Origin of the sequence: Nodosilinea sp. LEGE 07088 (genome assembly GCF_015207395.1) — a bacterium.
In the GTDB taxonomy this organism is placed as follows: domain Bacteria; phylum Cyanobacteriota; class Cyanobacteriia; order Phormidesmidales; family Phormidesmidaceae; genus Nodosilinea.
Genome location: NZ_JADEWX010000124.1, coordinates 1 through 19193 on the forward strand (window position 1 = coordinate 1; position 19193 = coordinate 19193).

The 19193-nt window shown below is 52.5% G+C and carries 17 protein-coding genes; 10 read left to right on the forward strand and 7 right to left on the reverse strand.

Features of this window, described 5'->3' with window-relative positions:
- Nucleotides 1-230 precede the first annotated feature (230 nt).
- Nucleotides 231-1157 carry an NADP-dependent oxidoreductase gene (locus IQ254_RS21775; RefSeq protein WP_193968259.1) on the reverse strand — a complete coding sequence of 309 codons (927 nt, stop codon included), beginning with the start codon at nucleotides 1155-1157 and terminating at the stop codon, nucleotides 231-233.
- 213 nt (nucleotides 1158-1370) lie between these two features.
- On the opposite strand from IQ254_RS21775, the gene IQ254_RS21780 reads away from it, so the two are divergent.
- The 6 genes from IQ254_RS21780 to IQ254_RS21805 all read left to right on the forward strand — a co-directional run bounded on the left by IQ254_RS21780 (nucleotide 1371) and on the right by IQ254_RS21805 (nucleotide 7324).
- Entirely contained in the window at nucleotides 1371-2003 is a 633-nt protein-coding gene (locus tag IQ254_RS21780) for a hypothetical protein (RefSeq protein ID WP_193968260.1), read from the forward strand.
- Between the two features lie 13 nt (nucleotides 2004-2016).
- Nucleotides 2017-2844 carry a GAF domain-containing protein gene (locus tag IQ254_RS21785; RefSeq protein WP_193968261.1) on the forward strand — a complete coding sequence of 276 codons (828 nt, stop codon included), beginning with the start codon at nucleotides 2017-2019 and terminating at the stop codon, nucleotides 2842-2844.
- Nucleotides 2845-2994: 150 nt separating this feature from the next.
- The gene (locus IQ254_RS21790) at nucleotides 2995-4938 is read left to right on the forward strand and encodes a PAS domain-containing sensor histidine kinase (RefSeq protein ID WP_193968262.1); all 1944 of its coding nucleotides are present in this window, start codon (nucleotides 2995-2997) and stop codon (nucleotides 4936-4938) included.
- A gap of 4 nt (nucleotides 4939-4942) precedes the next feature.
- A complete protein-coding gene (locus IQ254_RS21795; protein ID WP_193968263.1) occupies nucleotides 4943-5584 on the forward strand; it encodes a response regulator transcription factor in 642 nt (213 codons plus the stop codon).
- A gap of 634 nt (nucleotides 5585-6218) precedes the next feature.
- The gene (dps, locus tag IQ254_RS21800; RefSeq protein ID WP_193968273.1) at nucleotides 6219-6734 is read left to right on the forward strand and encodes a DNA starvation/stationary phase protection protein Dps; all 516 of its coding nucleotides are present in this window, start codon (nucleotides 6219-6221) and stop codon (nucleotides 6732-6734) included.
- Nucleotides 6735-6736: 2 nt separating this feature from the next.
- The gene (locus IQ254_RS21805; RefSeq protein WP_193968264.1) at nucleotides 6737-7324 is read left to right on the forward strand and encodes an isochorismatase family protein; all 588 of its coding nucleotides are present in this window, start codon (nucleotides 6737-6739) and stop codon (nucleotides 7322-7324) included.
- Between the two features lie 131 nt (nucleotides 7325-7455).
- Here the strand turns inward: IQ254_RS21805 and IQ254_RS21810 are convergent, their stop codons facing one another.
- Together IQ254_RS21810 and IQ254_RS21815 are read right to left on the reverse strand one after the other, a co-directional pair.
- Nucleotides 7456-8427 carry a mechanosensitive ion channel family protein gene (locus IQ254_RS21810; RefSeq protein WP_193968265.1) on the reverse strand — a complete coding sequence of 324 codons (972 nt, stop codon included), beginning with the start codon at nucleotides 8425-8427 and terminating at the stop codon, nucleotides 7456-7458.
- A gap of 28 nt (nucleotides 8428-8455) precedes the next feature.
- The gene (locus IQ254_RS21815) at nucleotides 8456-10015 is read right to left on the reverse strand and encodes a mechanosensitive ion channel family protein (protein ID WP_193968266.1); all 1560 of its coding nucleotides are present in this window, start codon (nucleotides 10013-10015) and stop codon (nucleotides 8456-8458) included.
- 326 nt (nucleotides 10016-10341) lie between these two features.
- Here IQ254_RS21815 and IQ254_RS33805 point away from each other — a divergent pair, with 326 nt between their 5' ends.
- Nucleotides 10342-10740: a hypothetical protein gene (locus IQ254_RS33805; RefSeq protein ID WP_193968267.1), complete on the forward strand. Its 399-nt coding sequence runs from the start codon at nucleotides 10342-10344 to the stop codon at nucleotides 10738-10740.
- A gap of 27 nt (nucleotides 10741-10767) precedes the next feature.
- Here IQ254_RS33805 and IQ254_RS21825 read toward each other — a convergent pair whose 3' ends face one another.
- Together IQ254_RS21825 and IQ254_RS21830 are read right to left on the reverse strand one after the other, a co-directional pair.
- Nucleotides 10768-12579, reverse strand: coding sequence for an ABC transporter ATP-binding protein (locus IQ254_RS21825; protein WP_193968268.1), 1812 nt, complete (start codon nucleotides 12577-12579; stop codon nucleotides 10768-10770).
- A complete protein-coding gene (locus IQ254_RS21830) occupies nucleotides 12576-14330 on the reverse strand; it encodes an ABC transporter ATP-binding protein (RefSeq protein WP_193968269.1) in 1755 nt (584 codons plus the stop codon). Before IQ254_RS21830 ends, IQ254_RS21825 begins: the two co-directional genes overlap by 4 nt.
- A gap of 387 nt (nucleotides 14331-14717) precedes the next feature.
- Here IQ254_RS21830 and IQ254_RS21835 point away from each other — a divergent pair, with 387 nt between their 5' ends.
- Entirely contained in the window at nucleotides 14718-15350 is a 633-nt protein-coding gene (locus IQ254_RS21835) for a DUF4377 domain-containing protein (protein WP_228040975.1), read from the forward strand.
- Between the two features lie 75 nt (nucleotides 15351-15425).
- Here IQ254_RS21835 and IQ254_RS21840 read toward each other — a convergent pair whose 3' ends face one another.
- On the reverse strand, nucleotides 15426-16652 hold the full coding sequence (locus IQ254_RS21840) for a pentapeptide repeat-containing protein (RefSeq protein ID WP_193968270.1): 1227 nt from the start codon (nucleotides 16650-16652) through the stop codon (nucleotides 15426-15428).
- A gap of 359 nt (nucleotides 16653-17011) precedes the next feature.
- On the opposite strand from IQ254_RS21840, the gene IQ254_RS21845 reads away from it, so the two are divergent.
- Nucleotides 17012-17623: a hypothetical protein gene (locus tag IQ254_RS21845; protein WP_193968271.1), complete on the forward strand. Its 612-nt coding sequence runs from the start codon at nucleotides 17012-17014 to the stop codon at nucleotides 17621-17623.
- Nucleotides 17624-17836: 213 nt separating this feature from the next.
- On the opposite strand, the gene IQ254_RS21850 is transcribed toward IQ254_RS21845, so the two are convergent.
- Nucleotides 17837-17995 (reverse strand): hypothetical protein, encoded by a 159-nt coding sequence (locus IQ254_RS21850; protein ID WP_193968272.1) that lies wholly within the window; start codon nucleotides 17993-17995, stop codon nucleotides 17837-17839.
- 212 nt (nucleotides 17996-18207) lie between these two features.
- Here IQ254_RS21850 and IQ254_RS21855 point away from each other — a divergent pair.
- Nucleotides 18208-19193 (forward strand): transposase (locus tag IQ254_RS21855; protein WP_228040976.1); only part of this gene is annotated, 986 nt, incomplete at its 3' end.

Below are 19193 nucleotides of genomic sequence, written 5' to 3' on the forward strand. Positions count from 1 at the left end.
GGCCCACGATGCGTACAGCTTCTGCTTTTTGCTCGTCTGTAAATGTCCTTCGCGGTTTTTGGCTCATCTGAACATTCTCCTTCCTTGTCGACTCTTCGGAAATGTCCACTTTTTCGAGGTAAGGTCAGTATGCCCTTGCAGAGAATCGTAAACAATCAACACCCGGGCACTATCTGCTACCACTGTGACCTCCTAATTTTTTTTACAACCGGTGCGCTGATGCCGCTCTCTCAGACCACTTGCAGCACAATCTTGCCGCGAGTATGTCCTTGTTGACTCAGTTCTTGAGCTTGGCGGGCTGCGGCTAGGGGAAAGACTTGGCTGACCTTGGGTTTGACTTTGCCCGCATCAATCAATGCCGCAATGTCGCTCAAGAGTTGCGATCGCGGTTGTACCATGATCATCGTGCCGCGCACTTGGTGTTTTTCAGCTAAAGTCGGATCGGGTGGGGCAGCCGTGGAAACGAGAATACCGCCTGGTTTGAGCAATTCCCACGATCGGGCTTGGGTGTCGCCGCCGATCGGATCTAACACCATGTCTACGCCTCTGGCGGCGCTCAAGTCAGAGGTATGATAATCGATGACAGTATCGGCTCCGAGCGATCGGACAAATTCTAGATTTTGGGCTGAAGCGGTGCCGATGACGGTCAGTCCTTTCGCTTTGGCGAACTGGACGGCAAAGCTACCGACACCGCCTGCGGCGGCATGAATCAGGACAGACTGGGAAGCTTGCAGGTTGCCGACTTCAAACAGTGCTTGCCAGGCGGTTTGGGCAACGACGGGAACGGCTGCGGCTTCGAGGTGGCTGAGGGTTTGGGGTTTGGGTGCGATCGTGGTTGCATAGCCGAGTCCATATTCTGCATAGGCACCGGAAAGGGTCATGTCTACTAAGCCGTATACTGCCTGTCCGGGCTGAAGTGTGGTAACTTCTGCACCTACTTTTTCAACCACGCCTGACATATCAGTGCCTAAGACGAGCGGGAATGGGTAGGGAAAAACTTCCTTCAGCCAGCCTTGGCGGATCTTCCAATCGATCGGGTTGATGCCAGCGGCATGGATGCGAACTAGGACTTGTTCTGGGGCGGGTTCAGGACGTGGAATGTCTTCATAGGTCAGGGTTTCTGAACCGCCATATTGATGGATTTGAATGGCTTTCATCGCGGGTTTGCTCTCCTTTTGGGGTGCATCGTCACAAACCTGGTTAAGTTATGAGCGTTGTCATTTACTTTAAAAGGGAGACTCCCAATTTCTGACTGATCGCTCGGTCGAATGCTGACCGATCAGTGGGAGAGGATGAAACCTAACCGATTGGCTAGGTTGGTCGAGGGATAGGTTGCGGGTAAAGTCAAGAGGATGAGCTAGGAGTGAAGGATGACTAACGTTTTGGCAATTTCAGAAGACATCACCACCTTTCGCCAGGTTCAAGAGAAACTAGGGCTGACGCTGAGTAGCGATCGCGAATTTTTCACAGAATGGCTGACTGCTTTGCCGTCCCTAACGGAGGAAACTCAAGTCAGGCTTGATCAGGTGCGACAAAACTACCTTTATCAGGTTTCGGACGGAATTCTTTTAGAGGAAACGATCAAAATGGTGGTGCTATCGCCATTAATGGAGTTGGCAGGGTTTTATCAGGCTCCCTATAAATTTCGGGCAGAGGTTGCCGTTCAGATTGAGGCATTGGGGCAGAATGATGAGGTTTTGAGTGGGCGCATAGATGCGTTGGTATTACAGGAACGATTGTGGGTGGTTTTAATTGAGTCGAAAAGAACGACGTTTGATTTAGAACTGGCATTGCCCCAAACTCTGGCTTATATGGCGGCTTCTCCAAACCAAGACGCTCCACTGTATGGCATGGTGATGAACGGGAGTAGCTATTTATTTGTCAAAGTTTGGCATGGACAGTATGGAATTTCCGATTTATTCTCAACCCGATCGCAGTACCGCAATAATTTGTATGAGGTTCTGAAAATCTTACAGTACTTAGGTCAGTTAACCGTAAACTGATGTTAATCAACCGATGTCTCACTCAACTTTTGCCCAACTTCAGCAAGAAAACGATCGCTTAATCACCGAGCGCGATCGCCTCCAATCAGAACTCGCCCAACTGAAGCAAGACAACGATCGCCTACGTCAACCCCGATCGCAGTCTCAGCAAGCCTCACTCCTGGGTGCGATCGCGGAGGTTGCCAATTTGCTGCTGCGATCGCCCGACTACACTACCGTTCTGCCGGATGTGGTGCGGCTGTTAGGCGAAGCATCGGGGAGCGATCGATGTGCGATTATCCAGGATGTTTTGCATCCAACTTCTCAGGAGCAAGCCGCAACTATTCTCTCTGAGTGGTGCATGTTTGGAATTTCTGAAACAATTGAGATTACATCTGAGTTTGTACCTGCTTCACCTGTCGAGCATTTTAGAGAAATTTACGACCCATTATCGCAGGGAGAAATTCAAAATTTTCTGGTTGCGAACTTATCGAATCAGATTGCTCAACATATCTTTCAAGAACAAGGCAATACATCAATGCTGATGGTTCCCATTATGAGCAAAGGGAAGTTTTGGGGGTTAATCGGCTTTGATAGTTGTGGAGAGCCGCGACGGTTTGATGAGGCGGAAATTGCGATTTTGAGGATTGCGGCAGATAGCATTGCAGCGGCGATCGAGCGTCAGGCAAAGGATGAGGAACTGCGAAAATCGGAGGCGTTGTATCGATCGCTGTTCGAGATCAGCAACGAAGGCATTTATCGCTGGCAACTCGATCCACCTGTCTCACTAAATTTGTCTATCGAAGAACAGGTCAAGCAATTCTATCAGCATTACTCTATTCAACAGTCCGGACAGTTTTAGCAACGACGCTATAAGGCTTACAGGGCAATCACTCTAGCAATTTCCTATTTAAATCAAGGTTAGTTTTCAGGCTGACATTGATTTAAATACTTTGAGCAACGTAGGCTCTGGCTTACAGGTAATATCGAGGGCAATTTTTTGTCCGGGGTATTGTCTATTGCTCAAGCCAATGATGTCTTTGCCGAAATGTATGGTTTAGCGAAAGGTGATGATGCAGTAGGTATCAGATTGACGGCAGTACATATTGCTGAGTCAGAGAAGAATCAACAATTTATTACCGCTTTGGCTGAAAATGGCTATCGCATCCGGAATGCTGAGTCAGAAGAAATAGATGTGACCGGACGAAGACGGTATTTTCTTAACAGCGGATTCGGTTTTATCGAGAACGATCGCGTCACAGGCGGTTGGGGAACACAAATCGATATTACGGAACTGCGAGAGGCACAGCAAGCATTACTTCAGGCGGAACAAGAGCGATCGCAAGAACTCGAACGGTTAAATGGGGAATTGCAAAAGGCGATCGCACGTCTCACTGAATCCGAAGAACGCTATCGTACCTTGTTTGAAATCAGCAGTGAAGGTATTTATCGCTTTGAGTTTGATCAACCCATTTCTCTAACATTGCCTGAAAATGAGCAGATAAGATTAGTTCTTCGCCACGCTTACCATGCTGAAGGCAACCAAACTCTTGCAGCGATGTACGGATTTGAAAGTCCAGAGGCTATGGTCGGCTTGAGGATGTTGGATGAGATGCACATCGAAGGATCAGAGCAAAACTTAGCTTTTATTAGTGCCTGGGTTAAAAATAAACATCAAATTCGGAACTATGAATCTGAAGAACACGATCGCCACGGTGATCCACGCTATTTTCTGAATAACGTCACCAGCATTATTAGAGATGGCTATGTCTACGGTGGTTGGGCATCGCAACTCGACATCACCGAACTGCGACTGGCTCAACAAGCCCTGCTAAGAGCAGAACAGGAGCGATCGCAGGAACTCGAACGGCTGAATGGAGAGTTGCAGCAAGCGATCGATCGTCTCACCGAATCCGAAGAACGCTATCGCACCTTGTTTGAAATCAGCAGCGAAGGAATTTATCGATTTGAGTTTGATCAACTAATTTCCATTCACTTGTCTATTGATCAGCAAATAGAGTTAATTTATCGTCACTGGCGAGTTGCTGAAGCCAACACAACGTATGCCGCCATGTATGGAAAAGATAATCCAGAAGACTTAGTTGGTTTGCGGCTAACGGATTTTCATGTAGCAGAATCAGAGCAAAATCGAGCCTTTTTAAAAGCATATGTCGAGAGCGGCTATCAATCTCATAGTATTGAATCACACGAGACTGATCTTAGCGGCAACCCGCGCTATTTCCTAAACAATGTAATGACGATGATCAAAGATGGCTATGCGATCGGCGGTTGGGCATCGCAACTGGACATTACCGAACTGCGACTGGCTCAACAAGCCTTACTCGAAGCCGAACAACAGCGTAACCACATCGCCCGCGAAATCCACGATACCCTCGCCCAATCCTTCGGCGGCATCCTCACTCAACTGCAAGCTGCCGACTACTTCGCCGAGCCAAACCCCGACAAAGCCCAGTATCACCGCGATCGCGCCAAAACCTTGGCCCAACAGGGACTCGCCGAAGCCCGCCGCTCCGTCTGGAACCTCTCCCAAGCCGGCAGCGAATACCGCGATCTCGCCACTCTGCTGCCGCAAATCCTGCAACAAATGACGACCTCAACGCCCCTACAGGCGCACTACACCCAACTCGGCACCCCCTTCCTGCTCGACCCTGACCTCGGCATGAACCTGCTGCGAATGGTGCAAGAGTCAATTACCAATGTCCTGCGCCACGCGGAAGCCGAACGGCTAGATCTGACGCTCATGTTTTACGATCATCAACAGATTCAACTCTCCATCCGCGACAATGGACGCGGCTTCAATCAACAGCACATTCCCCAGGGCTTTGGCTTAATTGGACTGCAACAACGTGCCGATCGCTTAGGCGCAACCCTACAAATCAAAAGCGAACTTGGACAGGGCACCACGATCGAGATTCTTTTATCAACGACCCCTTAAAACTATGACTCCAGCCGCTGCTCCCATTCGGATTCTGATTGCGGACGATCATCCCATTGTGCGGGAAGGACTGGCTGCCGTGATTGATGATCAAGCCGATATGTCGATCGTGGCACAAGCCAATAACGGACAAGAAGCGATCGCTCTATTTCGCCAGCATCAGCCCGACATTGCCCTCCTCGATATTCAGATGCCGCAGATCACTGGTATCGAAGCGATCGTAGCCATTCGCGCCGAATTTCCCACCGCCTGCCTCATCATGTTGACCATCTACGACACCGATGAACAGATCTATCAAGGACTCCGTGCTGGAGCCAAAGCTTACTTGCTCAAAGATACGCCCTGCAAAGAGTTGCTAGAAGTGATTCGCACCGTCGGTGGCGGACAACGCCACATTCCCATCCCGATCGCCGCCAAACTTGCTGCCCGCATGGAACAACCCAATCTCAGCGATCGCGAACGCGATATCCTAAAACTGATTGCCAAGGGCATGAACAATCGAGACATTGCTGCTGCACTGCAAATCGCCGAAGGAACCGTCAAGTTTCACATCAATAATTTGCTCAGTAAATTGGGTGTGAGCGATCGCTTACAAGCAGTGATGTTTGCCCTCAAACATGGCTTGATTACCTTAGACGAAACTTGAGCCGTGAGAGAGACTGAAGTGCCGATGTCGGTCATTGTCAGGCATCTATTGCTTGCCTTGATGATGCCACCTGACCAAACGTTAGGGAAATGGCTCGATCTCCTGATAGAAGCGCAGCTTCCATTACAAGATAGAATCAAAAACCGATCGCTGGATTAGCGACAACTGTCAGCATATCTTTTAGATTTAAGTGACAGGTGGATAGCCAATGTGCTAACGCCTCTCAATCCGCGATCGCGATCAGACTGCACTGGACGGAAGTTATACCGCTGTGTTCCATTACTGGGTCTGGAAGGAGAGCGATGCCACAGATCTAGACAGTGCAAATCTACAGGACAAACGGTGTAGAGTTTTTGTCGCTTCCTCTACTTTGTTGTGGCCAACGGAAGGCGAAACCCTTCACCAGAGCGGTCAGAGGTCACAAACGTCTATCCTGCTCTCTCAAGCTATCAGTCAACCATCCCTGACCGAAAGTTAGGGAAATGACTCGATCGCTAGGTCAGAGCGCCACCCTGATCGTCAGATAGAGCCATAACCTGATCGTTACATCAGCGACAAACAGTATCATCCCATTTAGACTAAATCACAAGTCAAAAACACAGCTTTGAGCCATCCCAATCTCGAAAAGCCAGCGATGTTGAAAAATCAGCCGCTTTATCTCACCCGCATTGATATTCCGGTAGAGGTGCGATCGCAAGTCATCGACCTGTTAAATCAAACCTTAGCAACCGCACTTGATCTCAAAACTCAAGTCAAGCAAGCCCACTGGAACGTGAAAGGATTGGACTTCTATCAACTCCATACCCTGTTTGATGAACTAGCCACAGAACTAGAAGATCACATTGATCTAATTGCAGAACGGATCACAACAGTAGGCGGTTTAGCGATGGGAACCGCTCGCACAGCGGCGAAGTTCTCAGTCTTAGCAGAGTATCCCTTTACGATTACCGAAGGTCGCGATCACGTTGTTCAACTCGCCGATCGCTTTGCCGTTCATGCTAAATCTTTACGCGACGGCATTCAAGCAACCAATGAGTTAGGTGAAATGGATACCAACGACCTGTACGTTGAACTTTCAAGAGCAATCGACAAACGCCTCTGGTTTTTAGAAGCGCATCTGCAAACCATAGCCCATGATCATGGAGTGTAACTATGAAAATTTTTACTCCTCAAGACTCGGCATTGCTACTGATTGATCACCAAGTTGGCACGATGCAACTGATCAAGAATATTCCACTCGACCAGGTGAAACGCAATGCGATCGCGCTGGCAAAAACTGCGACAATCCTTGGTATTCCAGTCGTCATGACCAGTAGCCAAGAGCAAAATCTGCAAGGCGCTCTCATGCCCGAACTCGCAGCGATCCTCCCCGATATCTATGAGAAACGAATCCAGCGAGCAGGCATTGTCAACGCTTGGCATGATCCAAACTTCAAGCAAGCGGTGAAAAAGACGAACCGCAAGCATCTGATTATGGCAGGTGTGACAACGGATGTCTGTCTGATTTACCCCTCCATCAGCGCAGTACAAGAAGGCTACGCGGTGCAAGCGGTGATGGATGCCTCTGGCTCACCTTACGAGCTATCTGAGGAGATGTCGAGACGACGGATGGAGCGCGAAGGCGTTGTCTTAACAGCAACCAATACCTTGATAGCAGAACTCGCCCAGGATTGGAGCCGACCGGAAGGCAGCCAACTGTTGCAGATTCTATTTCAAGAAGTGCTACCCAAAATTCAGTAGATCGCAAAAGCTTTCAAGAAAGGGTATTGCCTTAAGGAAAGGGGTAGGGTCACCCCTGTATTTGAGGCTGATGTAGACAATTTACCTCTCTCCATTATCAAACCGTTGGCTTGGTTTGAGATCAAGCCACACTACGGCAGGTTATTAGCGTTAGAGGGGAGCGAGTCTAGCCTGACGTTGATAGAGGGCAGCTCAACCAAATGCACGGTGGTTGAGGCAAAGGTAGCCCGCTCAGGATGTTGCAGAAACTCATCTAAGACGCGGGTGAATAGCTCGTCTTTTTTGCCCCGCCGTTGTTTGTAATTGACAACGTAGCGCACGGTAAATTCCAGCCAGTTATCGGTGGTGACTAGGGTGACCATGGGCTCGACCCGAGAATCTTCAATCAGATACTTGCGGAGCATACTGTTCCAATGGGCTTGGGCCGTTGGGATAAACTCACCACAGATGTCTTGGGTGGCTTGCATCAGCATTTGGCGCACCCAGTGATGGTCGCTGCCGTATTTGACGGGAATCACAATTTCGTCCCACAAAAATGGGAAATCACCGGAATAGTTAAAGACCGGTTCTTTGAAGACAAAACTGTTGGCAATACGGACAATGCGGCCGTTGTAGAGGTCGCTTTTGACCCAATCGCCGCATTCCATCAGCGTGGTTCGCAGAATGCTGATATCGATCACATCTCCCATAATGCCGCCCAGTTGTACGCGATCGCCTGGTTTATAGAATTGCCCAAACGATATGGCGACCCACCCTGCAAAACTGGTGATCACTTCCTGCAGGGCAAAGGCGACCCCGGCACCGATGACCCCAAAAAAGACCGTGAACCTGACCAGGCTATCGCTAAATACAAGCAGCGCAAAGAGCCCGGTCGCCAAATAGCTCATCAGGTTTAGCGACTTACGAATGCGATAGCGGGTATCGGAATCCAGACTTTTGTGGGTCGCAAATCGCCGTAAAATCTGAAAAAAGACGGCAATAATGACGGCCCCAATGATCACCACGAGCAGCTTGATAAAATTGGGGTCGCTCAACCACTGCTGCAACCGGCTGACCGTATCGGTAATCGGTTCTGTAATGGTTTCATCAAAGGGCTCATCCATCGCTTCTCCTGGTCAATAGTTGGACATGTTATTTCGCCGTATCTTGCTCTGGCGAGGCGAGGGGCACAATCCGAAATCCGGGCGGGGCATACCCTTTGGGCCAATAGACTTCGGGCACGGCGAGAACATTGCCATCGCGCATGGCCTGGTAGTGGGGCGATAAAATCTCGATGCCAGCGGCGTTGCAGCAGTCCTGAATATTTTGGTGTAAGTCTGAATAGATTTTTGGAATTTGAGCAGGAGTTTCGGTATAGGCATTGAGTTCGTAACTGACATAAAAGTCATCCAGGCTCGTTTGCAAGACGAACGGGGGCGGTTCTGGCAAAATCAGAGCCGTCTTCTGAGCAGCGGTGATCAGGGCCTTATGCACCTGCTGCCAGGGTAGGTCATAGCCCAGGGTAATAGTGGTGTGGAGTACAAGGGGGGGCGTACTTGGGTCACGCTTAGAGCCGCTGTAGTTGATGATGTGGCTACCCAACACCATGGCATTGGGAATCGTCACGGTTACGTTTTTGGGGGTATTGATGCGGGTGACGAGGAGGGTTTTTTCAATCACATCACCCACGGTATCGCTGATTTGCACGCGATCGCCGATGATGAAGGCCCTGCTATAGGTCAGAATGATGCCAGAGACAAAGTTGGCCACAGCGCCGCTGGAGCCCAGAGAGAACAAAATTCCCAGGAAAACCGAAACCCCACGGAACGCAGCTGTATCTGACCCGGGTAAATAGGGAAACGCAATCGTGGCTGCAAACGCCAGCACAGCAAAGCGAATAATGTTGTAAGTCGGTCTGGCCCATTCCTGATAAAAGCCTGGTAATACAATTCGACCCCGCCGAACTTCTGCAAAGAAGAAGCGAATGATGCGCAGCACGTAGCGGGTAATCACAATGATCAAAACGAGGAAAAATAAATTGGGCAGATAGCCCACAAACCGGTTCCACAGGGCATTGACTGCGACCAGGAAATACTGCAAGATGCCCTTCGAGACGGGCTTGGTCCAGGGAAAAAAGCTGAGCAACAGGCTGATGTAAAGGCCGATCAAGGCAAACACAAGCACGAACCGAGCAATGCGAACGGTCTCAATGATCAGATCAGCGACGCGATCGGCCGTCAATAAGGTATTGCCAAAAAGTCTCAGGTCTTGGATTCGGGTTCCTTCCAGGGTTCTAACTTTGCGATCGGTCACCCAAACGAGACGATACATGCCCAGCAACATTACCAGGGTCACTAAAGATAGAATGAGCGAGTAGATCGCCCCTAGGGCAATTTGTTGGGGCTGGTGAGCATGGCGATAGGCCTCAACCGCCTCGACGATCACATTGCGATAGTCATAGGCGAGGGCCAGTTGAGTGCTGTTTTCTGCGGCGGCATCGTCAGAGCTGAGGGTGACAATGACTTCATCCTTCAGACGAATATCAACGGTTTGGGTTGTCTCGTTACTGCTTATCCGTAGTTGGCTAATGTCGATGGAGCCATCTTTGGCCAGCACTTCAATGCGGTTAGAAATTTCTCTGGCCCGGGCCGTCGGGGGAAAAGACCCAACTCGAACTTGGATATAAAACAAGGTCTCACCCTGGAGCAGCACAGGCTGCCCCGGATGAGGGCTGTTACCAAGAGATGTTGCTTGGGCGAGCGGAGAATTCAGGCTACCCAACAATGTCAGCAGCAATACCAGCCCAGTAATGAAGTGCCTACAGCGACACCAAAACCTCAAAAAATAGGTAGTAGCAAATGGAATGAAGCTAAACGGCCAGCCTGAGGCAAACACGGGTGTAAGGAATTCAAGGGGTGATCGTTTTAGCCTAGACAGGAAATAGTTTGGTAATAATAAACAGTTACGATTCTTATAGAGTGACGTAGTAAGCTAAAACGTTCTTTGCTGAAGTTCTAGCCATTCCCCTGGCAGATTAGTTGTCAATTTGGTGGAATCAGTGGTATCGGCGCACGGCCCCTCCCCGGTTCGTCGATGCGCGCAAATGGCTGATCCTCTGTGAGGCTGGCGGCCAATGGCTGTGGAACCCCATTGAACATCGCTTGTTCAGTTTGATTTCCATCCCCTGGGCAGGCCAGCCTCTGCGGTCGTTAACCAGGATGACAGCCCTGATTCGAGACACGTCGACAAACAGAATCATGCATAGCATGAACTTATTCTTTTACAGCTCCTATGTGCTGATGCGCTATGCCCTTGCGCCTGGAACCGGTGACCCAGCCAACTTTCAACTCGGCGATGTTCTACGGATAAGCATGGCAATGGCTCAGACCAACCCACCCCTAACCCCTCCCAGGAGGGGAAGGCTAGCCTGGTTCTAAGCGAGGGAGGCTTAACCCGAATTCAGGTTAAACCACGGCAGCTACCCGACCCTTAAACTGACTCATGTACAGGTCGTAGTAAAACCCCTGCCGTTGCATGAGTGCATCGTGGGAGCCCGTCTCAATGATTTCCCCTGCTTTGAGCACCAAAATGCGATTGGCATTGCGAATGGTGCTGAGCCGGTGGGCGATCACAAAGCTGGTGCGCCCCTGCATCAGCCGATCGAGCGCTTCTTGAATTTTCTGCTCGGTGCGGGTATCGACGTTGCTGGTGGCTTCATCCAAAATCACCATGCGTGGATTTTGCACCATCATGCGGGCAATGGTCAGCAGCTGGCGCTGGCCCTGACTGAGGTTGCTGCCGCGCTCGGTCAGCATGGTGTCGTAGCCCTGGGGCAGGCGCTCGATGAAGTCGTGGGCGTTGGCCTGTTTGGCGGCATCGATGCAGTCGGCCGCCGTCGCCTCCAGGCGGGCGTAGCGGAGATTGTTCATCACCGTATCTGAAAACAGAAACGCCTCTTGCAGCACAATACCGATTTGCTGGCGCAGGCTATCTTTCTGCATGGTGGTAATGTTGTGGCCGTCGATTAAAATCTCCCCGGCGTCGATGTCGTAGTAGCGGGTAATCAAATTGATGATGGTGCTTTTGCCCGCTCCGGTGGGGCCGCACAGGCCAATTTTTTCGCCCGGTTGGGCCGCAAAGGTGTTGTGTTTCAGAATCTGGCGACCCTGCACATAGCTAAAGTCGACCTGGCGAAACTCTACCCGGCCCTGGATCATGGGCATGGGGGCCGCGTCGATGGCATCGACAATGGCGGGCTGTTCATCCAAAATTTGAAAGACCCGCTCGGCCCCAGACAGCGCCGCCAGCAGGGCATTGAACAGGTTGGAGAGCTGGGTCAAGGGCAGGGCCAACTGGCGGGTGTATTGCAAAAACGTGGCCACCACGCCGACATTGGTGGCCCCTTGCAGCACTAACAGGCCGCCCACCAGCGCCACCAGCGCCACGTCCAGGTTGGTCAACACCAGGGTCACCGGACGGCTGATCAGGGCAATAAACTGCGCTTTGACGCTGGCTTCCCGGCTGGCCAGGCTAATCTCCTCGAAACTGGCGACGGCGGCGTCTTGGCGGCGGTAGGCGATCACCGTTTTTTCGCCGCTGATGGTTTCTTCCATTAGACCATTGAGCTCGCCGAGCTCCTGCTGGAGCTGGTCAAAGGCGGGGCCTGAGACCCGCCCCAACAAGCCAATAAAAGCCAGCATGAGTGGCCCAATGGTGAGGGCGGCGATCGCCAGTCGCCAGTCGAGCAAAACCATGGCGATCGCAGTAAACACCAGGCGGGCGGTATTCACAAACAGCTGGTTTAAGCCCGTCTGAAAAAATTGGGAAATCAACTCAGTGTCGCTGGTGACTCGACTCATCAGTTCGCCAATCGGCTGGCGATCGAAGAAATTGAGCGACAGGGTCTGTATGTGCTCAAACAGGTCTCGCCGCAGCTGAAAGGTGGCTTTCTGGGAAATATTGGCCAGCAGCAGCCCCTCGATCAGCAGCAGCCCCCAGCTGACCACGCCAGCGATTCCCATCCAGGTGACGGTTTGTAGCAGACCCGTCAGATCGGGGCTGGGGGCGCTGAGATTGTTGATGCCGACCCCGAGCAGGTAGGCCACCACCAGGTTGGCGATGGTGCCCACCACCACCAGCAGCACAATCAGCGTCAGTTGGGCCGGGTAGGCCGCCAGGTAGCCAAACAACCGCTGCAAAACCCGCGATCGCGACGAGGGCCGGGGCGGATAACCCAACTTAGAGAAAAGTTTACGCGGTTTGAGAAAGGGTTTCATGCCGGTACGCCTCCCAACTGAGATTGATAGATTTCCTGGTAAAAGGCACTGGTTTGCAGCAGGTCATCGTGGGTGCCCTGGGCCACAATCTCGCCCTGGTCGAGCAGAAAAATCTGGTCGGCGGCAATCACAGTGCTGATGCGCTGGGCCACAAATAGCGTGGTCGTCGTCGCCATCATGGCCTTGAGGGCCGCCTGCACCCGCGCTTCGGTGGCCATATCGAGGGCGCTGGTGCTGTCGTCTAAGATCAAAACGCTGGGCTGCACGGCGATCGCCCGGCCAATGGAGAGGCGCTGCCGCTGACCGCCCGAAAAATTGGCCCCGCGCCGCTTTACCATGGCGTCGTAGCCCTCGGGAATGGCGCGAACAAAGCCATCGGCATCCGCCGCTGCCGCCGCCGCCACCAGCTCATCCTCCGTCGCATCTGGCTGACCGTAGGCCAGGTTGTCGCGCACCGTGCCGCTAAATAACACGGCCTCCTGGAGGGCGATGCAGACCTCCTGGCGCAGGGTGGCCAGGGGCAGCGCTTGCAGATCTTGGCCATCCAGCGTAATTCGCCCGGCAGTGGGGTCATAAAATCGGGGGATGAGGTTCACCAGGGTCGATTTTCCTGACCCGGTTGCCCCCAAAAAGGCGACGGTTTGCCCCGGCTCGATGGTCAGATTGATATTGCGCAGAACGGGTCTGCTGTTCTTGCTGTCGGCCACCGGGTAGTGAAAGCTGACGTTGTCAAAGACGATTCGACCTTTAGTGGCGGGCGGCACGATCGCACCAATTTGCGGGGCATCGGCGATCGCAGGCATCGTATCAATCACCTCAAACAATCGCTCCGCCGAGGCCTCCGCCGCCGTAAACTGCGGTGCCACCCAGGCCAAAATCACCAGTGGCATCAAAATGCTGCCCAGGTACTGGGTAAAGGCCACAATGCTGCCAATGGTCAGCACTCCCTCGGTCAGCGCTACCCCCCCAAACCACAGCACAATGGCCGTACAGAGGTTGATAATCAACACCAGCGAGGGCTGCAAAATCATCGCGTAGTTCATCGGGTGCAGGCTGGCCTGGCGCAGGGCCTGGTTGGCCCGATCAAACCGCTGGTTTTCATAGTCTCCTCGCACAAAGGCCTTGACCACCCGAATGCCAGCCAAGTTCTCCTGCATGACATCGTTGACCCCGTCGAGCTGCCGCTGTCGCACCTCAAACAGGGGCTGCACCTTGCCGATGTAGATCCACAGCACCACCAAAATGGCCGGAATCGCAATCAGCAAGATCCACATCAGTTCGGGGCTATTCAGATAGATCAAAATCAACGCACCCACAAACATGACCGGGGCCTGGGCCAGGTAGAGCACCACCAGCTGCACAGCCGTTTTAATCACGGTAATGTCGCTGCTCATGCGCACCTGCAAATCGCTGGCCGAAAAGCGATCGAGGTTGCCAAACTCAAAGGTCTGAAATTTTTTGTAGAGCCGCATCCGCACCGCATGGGCGGTGTGCTCAGAAAACCGCACCGCGTACCAGCCATTCCAGATGGTGAACACAGCGCTGAGGACGGCAAACAAAACCATCCACAGCACGCTTTGAATGGTGGCGGCCTGGTCTTCCTGCAAGATGCCGTCATCCAGCAGGCTCTGGGTCATCAGCGGAATCAGCAGGGTGAAGAGGGTGGCGATCGCCAGCAAGCTCTGGGAGATCCAAAAGGGCCGCTCATAGCCCCGATAAATGGTGATAAAGCGGCGTAGATTTTGCAGCATAGAATGTCCTGACGGGGGCCTGAGGGCGTGAGCTGGGGGGATCTGCTTCAGAGGGGACGGGGGGACAGGAGACAGGAGCTAGAAGCCAGGAGCTAGAAGTCAGGAGCTAGAAGACTTGTCAATACTGGCTTCTGGCTACCTCGCGATCGCCATGTCCCGCTTTGAATGGATACCCTTGGCTGTTGCCAATCGTCACGAATGTACTTTCATTTCGGCATGACAGCACGGTTTTGCAGGCCTTCTTAATCTCTGTCATCCCTGCAACGGCATTGCTATAATTCATCGGCCTGGTGCGGCCTGGTTGAAGCTCGGTTGAAGGCTGAGCTCTGCGAGGCTCGCCCTGGATCGTTCTAAGGCTTTTATTTCAGTATTAGAGGAGTTGCCCCTATGACATATTTTTCTGCTCAGGCTCTGGGCTCAGTTGGCGCATTAGCCCTGATGGTAGGGATGGGTGCGGTTGTCTACGTCGCGCCCGCTGCCGCCGAAATGAGAAAAGCCGATGAGGAAATAGTCACTCTATTTGTGGGGCCAGAGCAGGTTGACTGTGTGGGAGTAGCCCCTCAGCAATGCTACCAGGTGCGCTATGCCCCAGATGAGGACTACCAGTACTTCTACAGCAGTATCCAGGGCTTTACCTACACCCCTGGCTATGAGTACGAATTGTTGGTGCAAAAAACCCCTGTCGCCAATCCCCCGGCGGATGGATCGTCCATCCGCTGGACCCTGGTAGACGTGGTGATGATGACCCCCGTGGCAGTAACCTCTGCTTCCCCCAGTCGGGCTGAGGTTTGCGCCGTTGTCACCACCATGCCAGACGCCGGTGACACTGACGCGTTGCTGACTCTGCTGGGCACCGACCGTGAGGGTGTCATTACCGACCTGGAGGCCATGAGTGCCAACATGCAGCAGTACAACGACGAGGGCTATGGCTGGCAAAACGTGATGGATAATCCCTATTCGCCAGCACCTCAGCCGGGGCCCTGGCTGATTGGCGCGTTGAGACTGGCCTGCGAAGGTTGACCCCAAGAAGCTCTGATAGACCAATTTCCCAGGTGCTCTAGTGGTATGTCAGGCTTACATTTGTCCAAACAGGGACTACTCTGGGTCAATGCCCAGTTCTTCGCAGTCTCGGTTGGGGTCTAGGGCAATGCCGTCGGGTAGCGTAGTAAGGCAAAGCTTGGCTGAGGTAAGTTGTTCGTTGGTTAAGCTACTAGCCCCTTCCAAATTGGTGCCCTGCAGGACAGCCTCGTCCAGATTGGTGTCCCCCAGGATAGCCTCGTCCAGATTGGTGTATACCAGGTTAGCTCTTTTCAGATTGGCGCCCACCAAGACAGCTCCTTCTAAATTGGCGGTCAGCAAGTCAGCCTCTTGCAGATTGGCACCCGACAGGTCAGCTCTTTTCAGATTGGCACTCATCAAGTAAGCCCCTTCCAGATTGGCGTCCCCCAGGAGAGCTTCTTCCAAATTGGTAGGTCCTAGGTCAGCCCCTTTCAGATTGGCGCCCCACAGGATAGCTCCCTCCAGATTAGCTTCTCTCAGGTCAGTCTCCTCCAGATTACTTCCCTCCAGGTCAGCCCCTTTCAGATTGGCGCCCCACAGGATAGCTCCCTCCAGATTAGCTTCTCTCAGGATAGCTCCCTCTAGATTAGCTTCCCACAAACTTGCTCTTGGTAGCTGGATTCCTTGTAAATAAACACTAGCTGTATTTTCGCTAGATTGCTCGTCTTTAGGGGCAAGAATTTGATCACTAGGTGGTAGATCGTCTAATGGCACAGCTCCAAGATTAATGCCATCCAGCCGTTCTGCCTCCCAGGTACAAAAGGAGTTGGGGGCACAAACCCACGGGAACTTTCGTCGCCAGTTTGCTCCTGGGGAGGCATTGAGGAATTCTAAGGCCTGTATCCTACCTCCGCTGCCTGATTGACCATAGGCCGACGTGATCGTTTGCCAAGCGTTGAGTACTTCTGCATCTCGTCGCTGCTTCTCTGTCCCGACATAGGTAAAAACGGCAAGAATTATTCCAGCATTGCCAATCAGCCCTAATAGGCTCAAAAGTGCTTGATTATTAGCCCATGCCAATAGGGGTTCCCATATGTTTCTCTCTAACCTAATCAATGGGCGATGTATAGCAAATAGCATTTTTCGTAACGGGCTTCTAACAATCTTCTCTGCCTTGTTCCGAACCTGATCTTTAAGGCTTATTTGCTGGGTCTGCGGTTTTAGGTTGTCGTACAGATCCCAGGCCACTTCCTCCATAGCAGCTACCCGTTCTATATACTTTTGATGCTCCTGCTGCTCCTCGACTTTAGTTTTCTCGGCCATTACTAGCTATCCTCAGCACTAGAAATAGCTTCACTCATAACGAGGCACTTTTCGGCTGAGATGTTGGGATCAGTGGGGCAATATCGGTCATGGCTCAAAACAAAGCCACAGATCTAGGCCAAGGGCAGCTCGTGAAAATCTCTGTACTGACATTGTACTAAGCCAGATTAAAGCGGCGCTTGGTGGCGATGAACACGCAGAGGCGATCGCATCCTCAGCGCATCTCTGGCTTCTGCTCAGATTTCTCAGGTAGCCCTTAAAGTTTCCTCAGAGGGCGGTCAGGGGAAGCTCAGTTGGCCACCGCACTATAGGACTCAAGTTGATTGAACACACCACTTGATTCCTCAAGGAGCCCAATTATGAAACGCATCGCTTTTTCTCTGTTGACCGCTGTTGTTTCCGCTACTGCCTTTGCCCCCGTTGCCTTTGCGGCCCCCGACTTCAACCAACTGCGCCGCGAAAACCTCGACAAAGGTGCCACCACCATTGACGAAATTCGCCGCGAAAATCTAGAGAAGTCCAACAAAGTCGACTTCGACCAACTGCGCCAGGAAAACCTCGACAAAGTGGACTTCGACAAACTGCGCCGCGAAAACCTCGACAAAGGTGCCGTTGACTTCGACCAGCTGCGCCAGGAAAACCTCGACAAAGTGGACTTCGACAAACTGCGCCGCGAGAACCTCGACAAAGGTGCCGTTGACTTTGACCAACTGCGTCAGGAAAACCTCGACAAAGTAGACTTCGACAAACTGCGCCGCGAGAACCTGGACAAAGGTGCCGTTGACTTTGACCAACTGCGCCAGGAAAACCTCGACAAAGTGGACTTCGACAAACTGCGCCGCGAGAACCTCGACAAAGGTGCCGTTGACTTTGACCAACTGCGCCAGGAAAACCTCGACAAAGTGGACTTCGACAAACTGCGCCGCGAAAACCTCGACAAAGGCGCCGTTGACTTCGGCCAGGGGCGCTAAGAGCACCTCAATACGGTTTAGGTTTTTACCCTTGCTAATACCCCTCAGCCTGATTGGACGTTGCTGAGGGGTATTGGCCTACCTAGGCTTGGTGCGTGTCCAGCTTGCTCCTGGGAGATCAATCATCTTCACGCACCACGGTGGTTCTGGTGGCGCTTGGTGACCAGAACCACTTTTTTCTTCCCGCATGCAGAAAACACTGCGATCGCACCCTCAGCCCACCCACCACAGATACCGCCAAACGTAAAGCTCACAGATCACAATTGGGCAGAAGTTAATCGGGTGGGTGCGATCGCCCAGCATTGTGTAAACCTGCCCCGTGACGCCATCGACCCGGTCCAGGGTGTGCCATTTTGTATAGGGAGCAGACATACTGCTGCCCCGTTCCCCTCTATAGCGAAACTCTTATAGCCAAATCGCCCCCGGTGCCCTCGGTGCCGGGGGTTATTTAATCTAGCGTAAAGAATCTGGACAGTGCGAAGTTCTCTGGCAGTGGGGAAGAGCAGGAAAACGGACACGCCTGCGCTCGAGAGAGCCGTCATGTCCGAGACTGGCTGAAGTGATCATCAACAGCCAGAATTATTATGAAGCTCTGCCACCGCTTGGAGCAAATCCTGGGAGTCTTGCGCCCAGCCTTTAGTCGTGAAGCCTCATTTCGATGGTTTGTCCTGTTCGTGTGGGGCGTGCTGTTGAACACGCAGCCGCCAGCGGTAACCAGTTATCTCAATGCGATAGGGCTAGGGGAAGACTACTATGGCCAATCGCTGCACTGGTTTAAGTCTTGTGCCTTTAGCGTGGAAGGGCTATGTGCGCGATGGGGCCGTTGGCTGAGCGAGCAGGGTCATGTCCATCGCATCGAGGGACAGCGGGTCTATGTGGGCGATGGGATTAAGGTGGCCAAAGAAGGTCGCAAAATGCCTGGAGTGAAAGGGCTCCACCAAGAATCAGAAGACGTCAGCAAACCGGAGTGGATTCGAGGCCATTACTTCAACGCCTTGAGCCTCCTGCTAGGGGCGGGCTCAGCCTACTTTGCTGTCCCGATTATCCTGAAGCTTCACGATGGCCTCACCACCGCCACCGCTGAGGCGACTGAGGCTCAGCCCAAGACCACCTTGGTAACGAAGATGGCCGACCTGTGTACGGCCTACGCCCAAGCCGGGAGCTACATCGTCTTGGATGCCTACTTTGCCTGTGAACCCGTGGTGACGCGGTTTCGCCGTCATCAACTGCATCTGATTAGCCGAGTGCGGTGCTCTGCGGTTGCCCACGCTCAGTTTTCGAGAGTGCCAACGGTGAAAGGTCCCGGACGCCCCCGACAATGGGGCAGCAAGGTGAAACTCCAGACCCTGTTTGCCCCGATTGAGCACTGTCAGCAGGCCCAGGTGTGGCTCTATGGTCAGCTTGTCACCGTCTATTACCAATGCGTCGAGTTGCATTGGGATATGACCTTACCTCGAAAAAGTGGACATTTCCGAAGAGTCGACAAGGAAGGAGAATGTTCAGATGAGCCAAAAACCGCGAAGGACATTTACAGACGAGCAAAAAGCAGAAGCTGTACGCATCGTGGGCC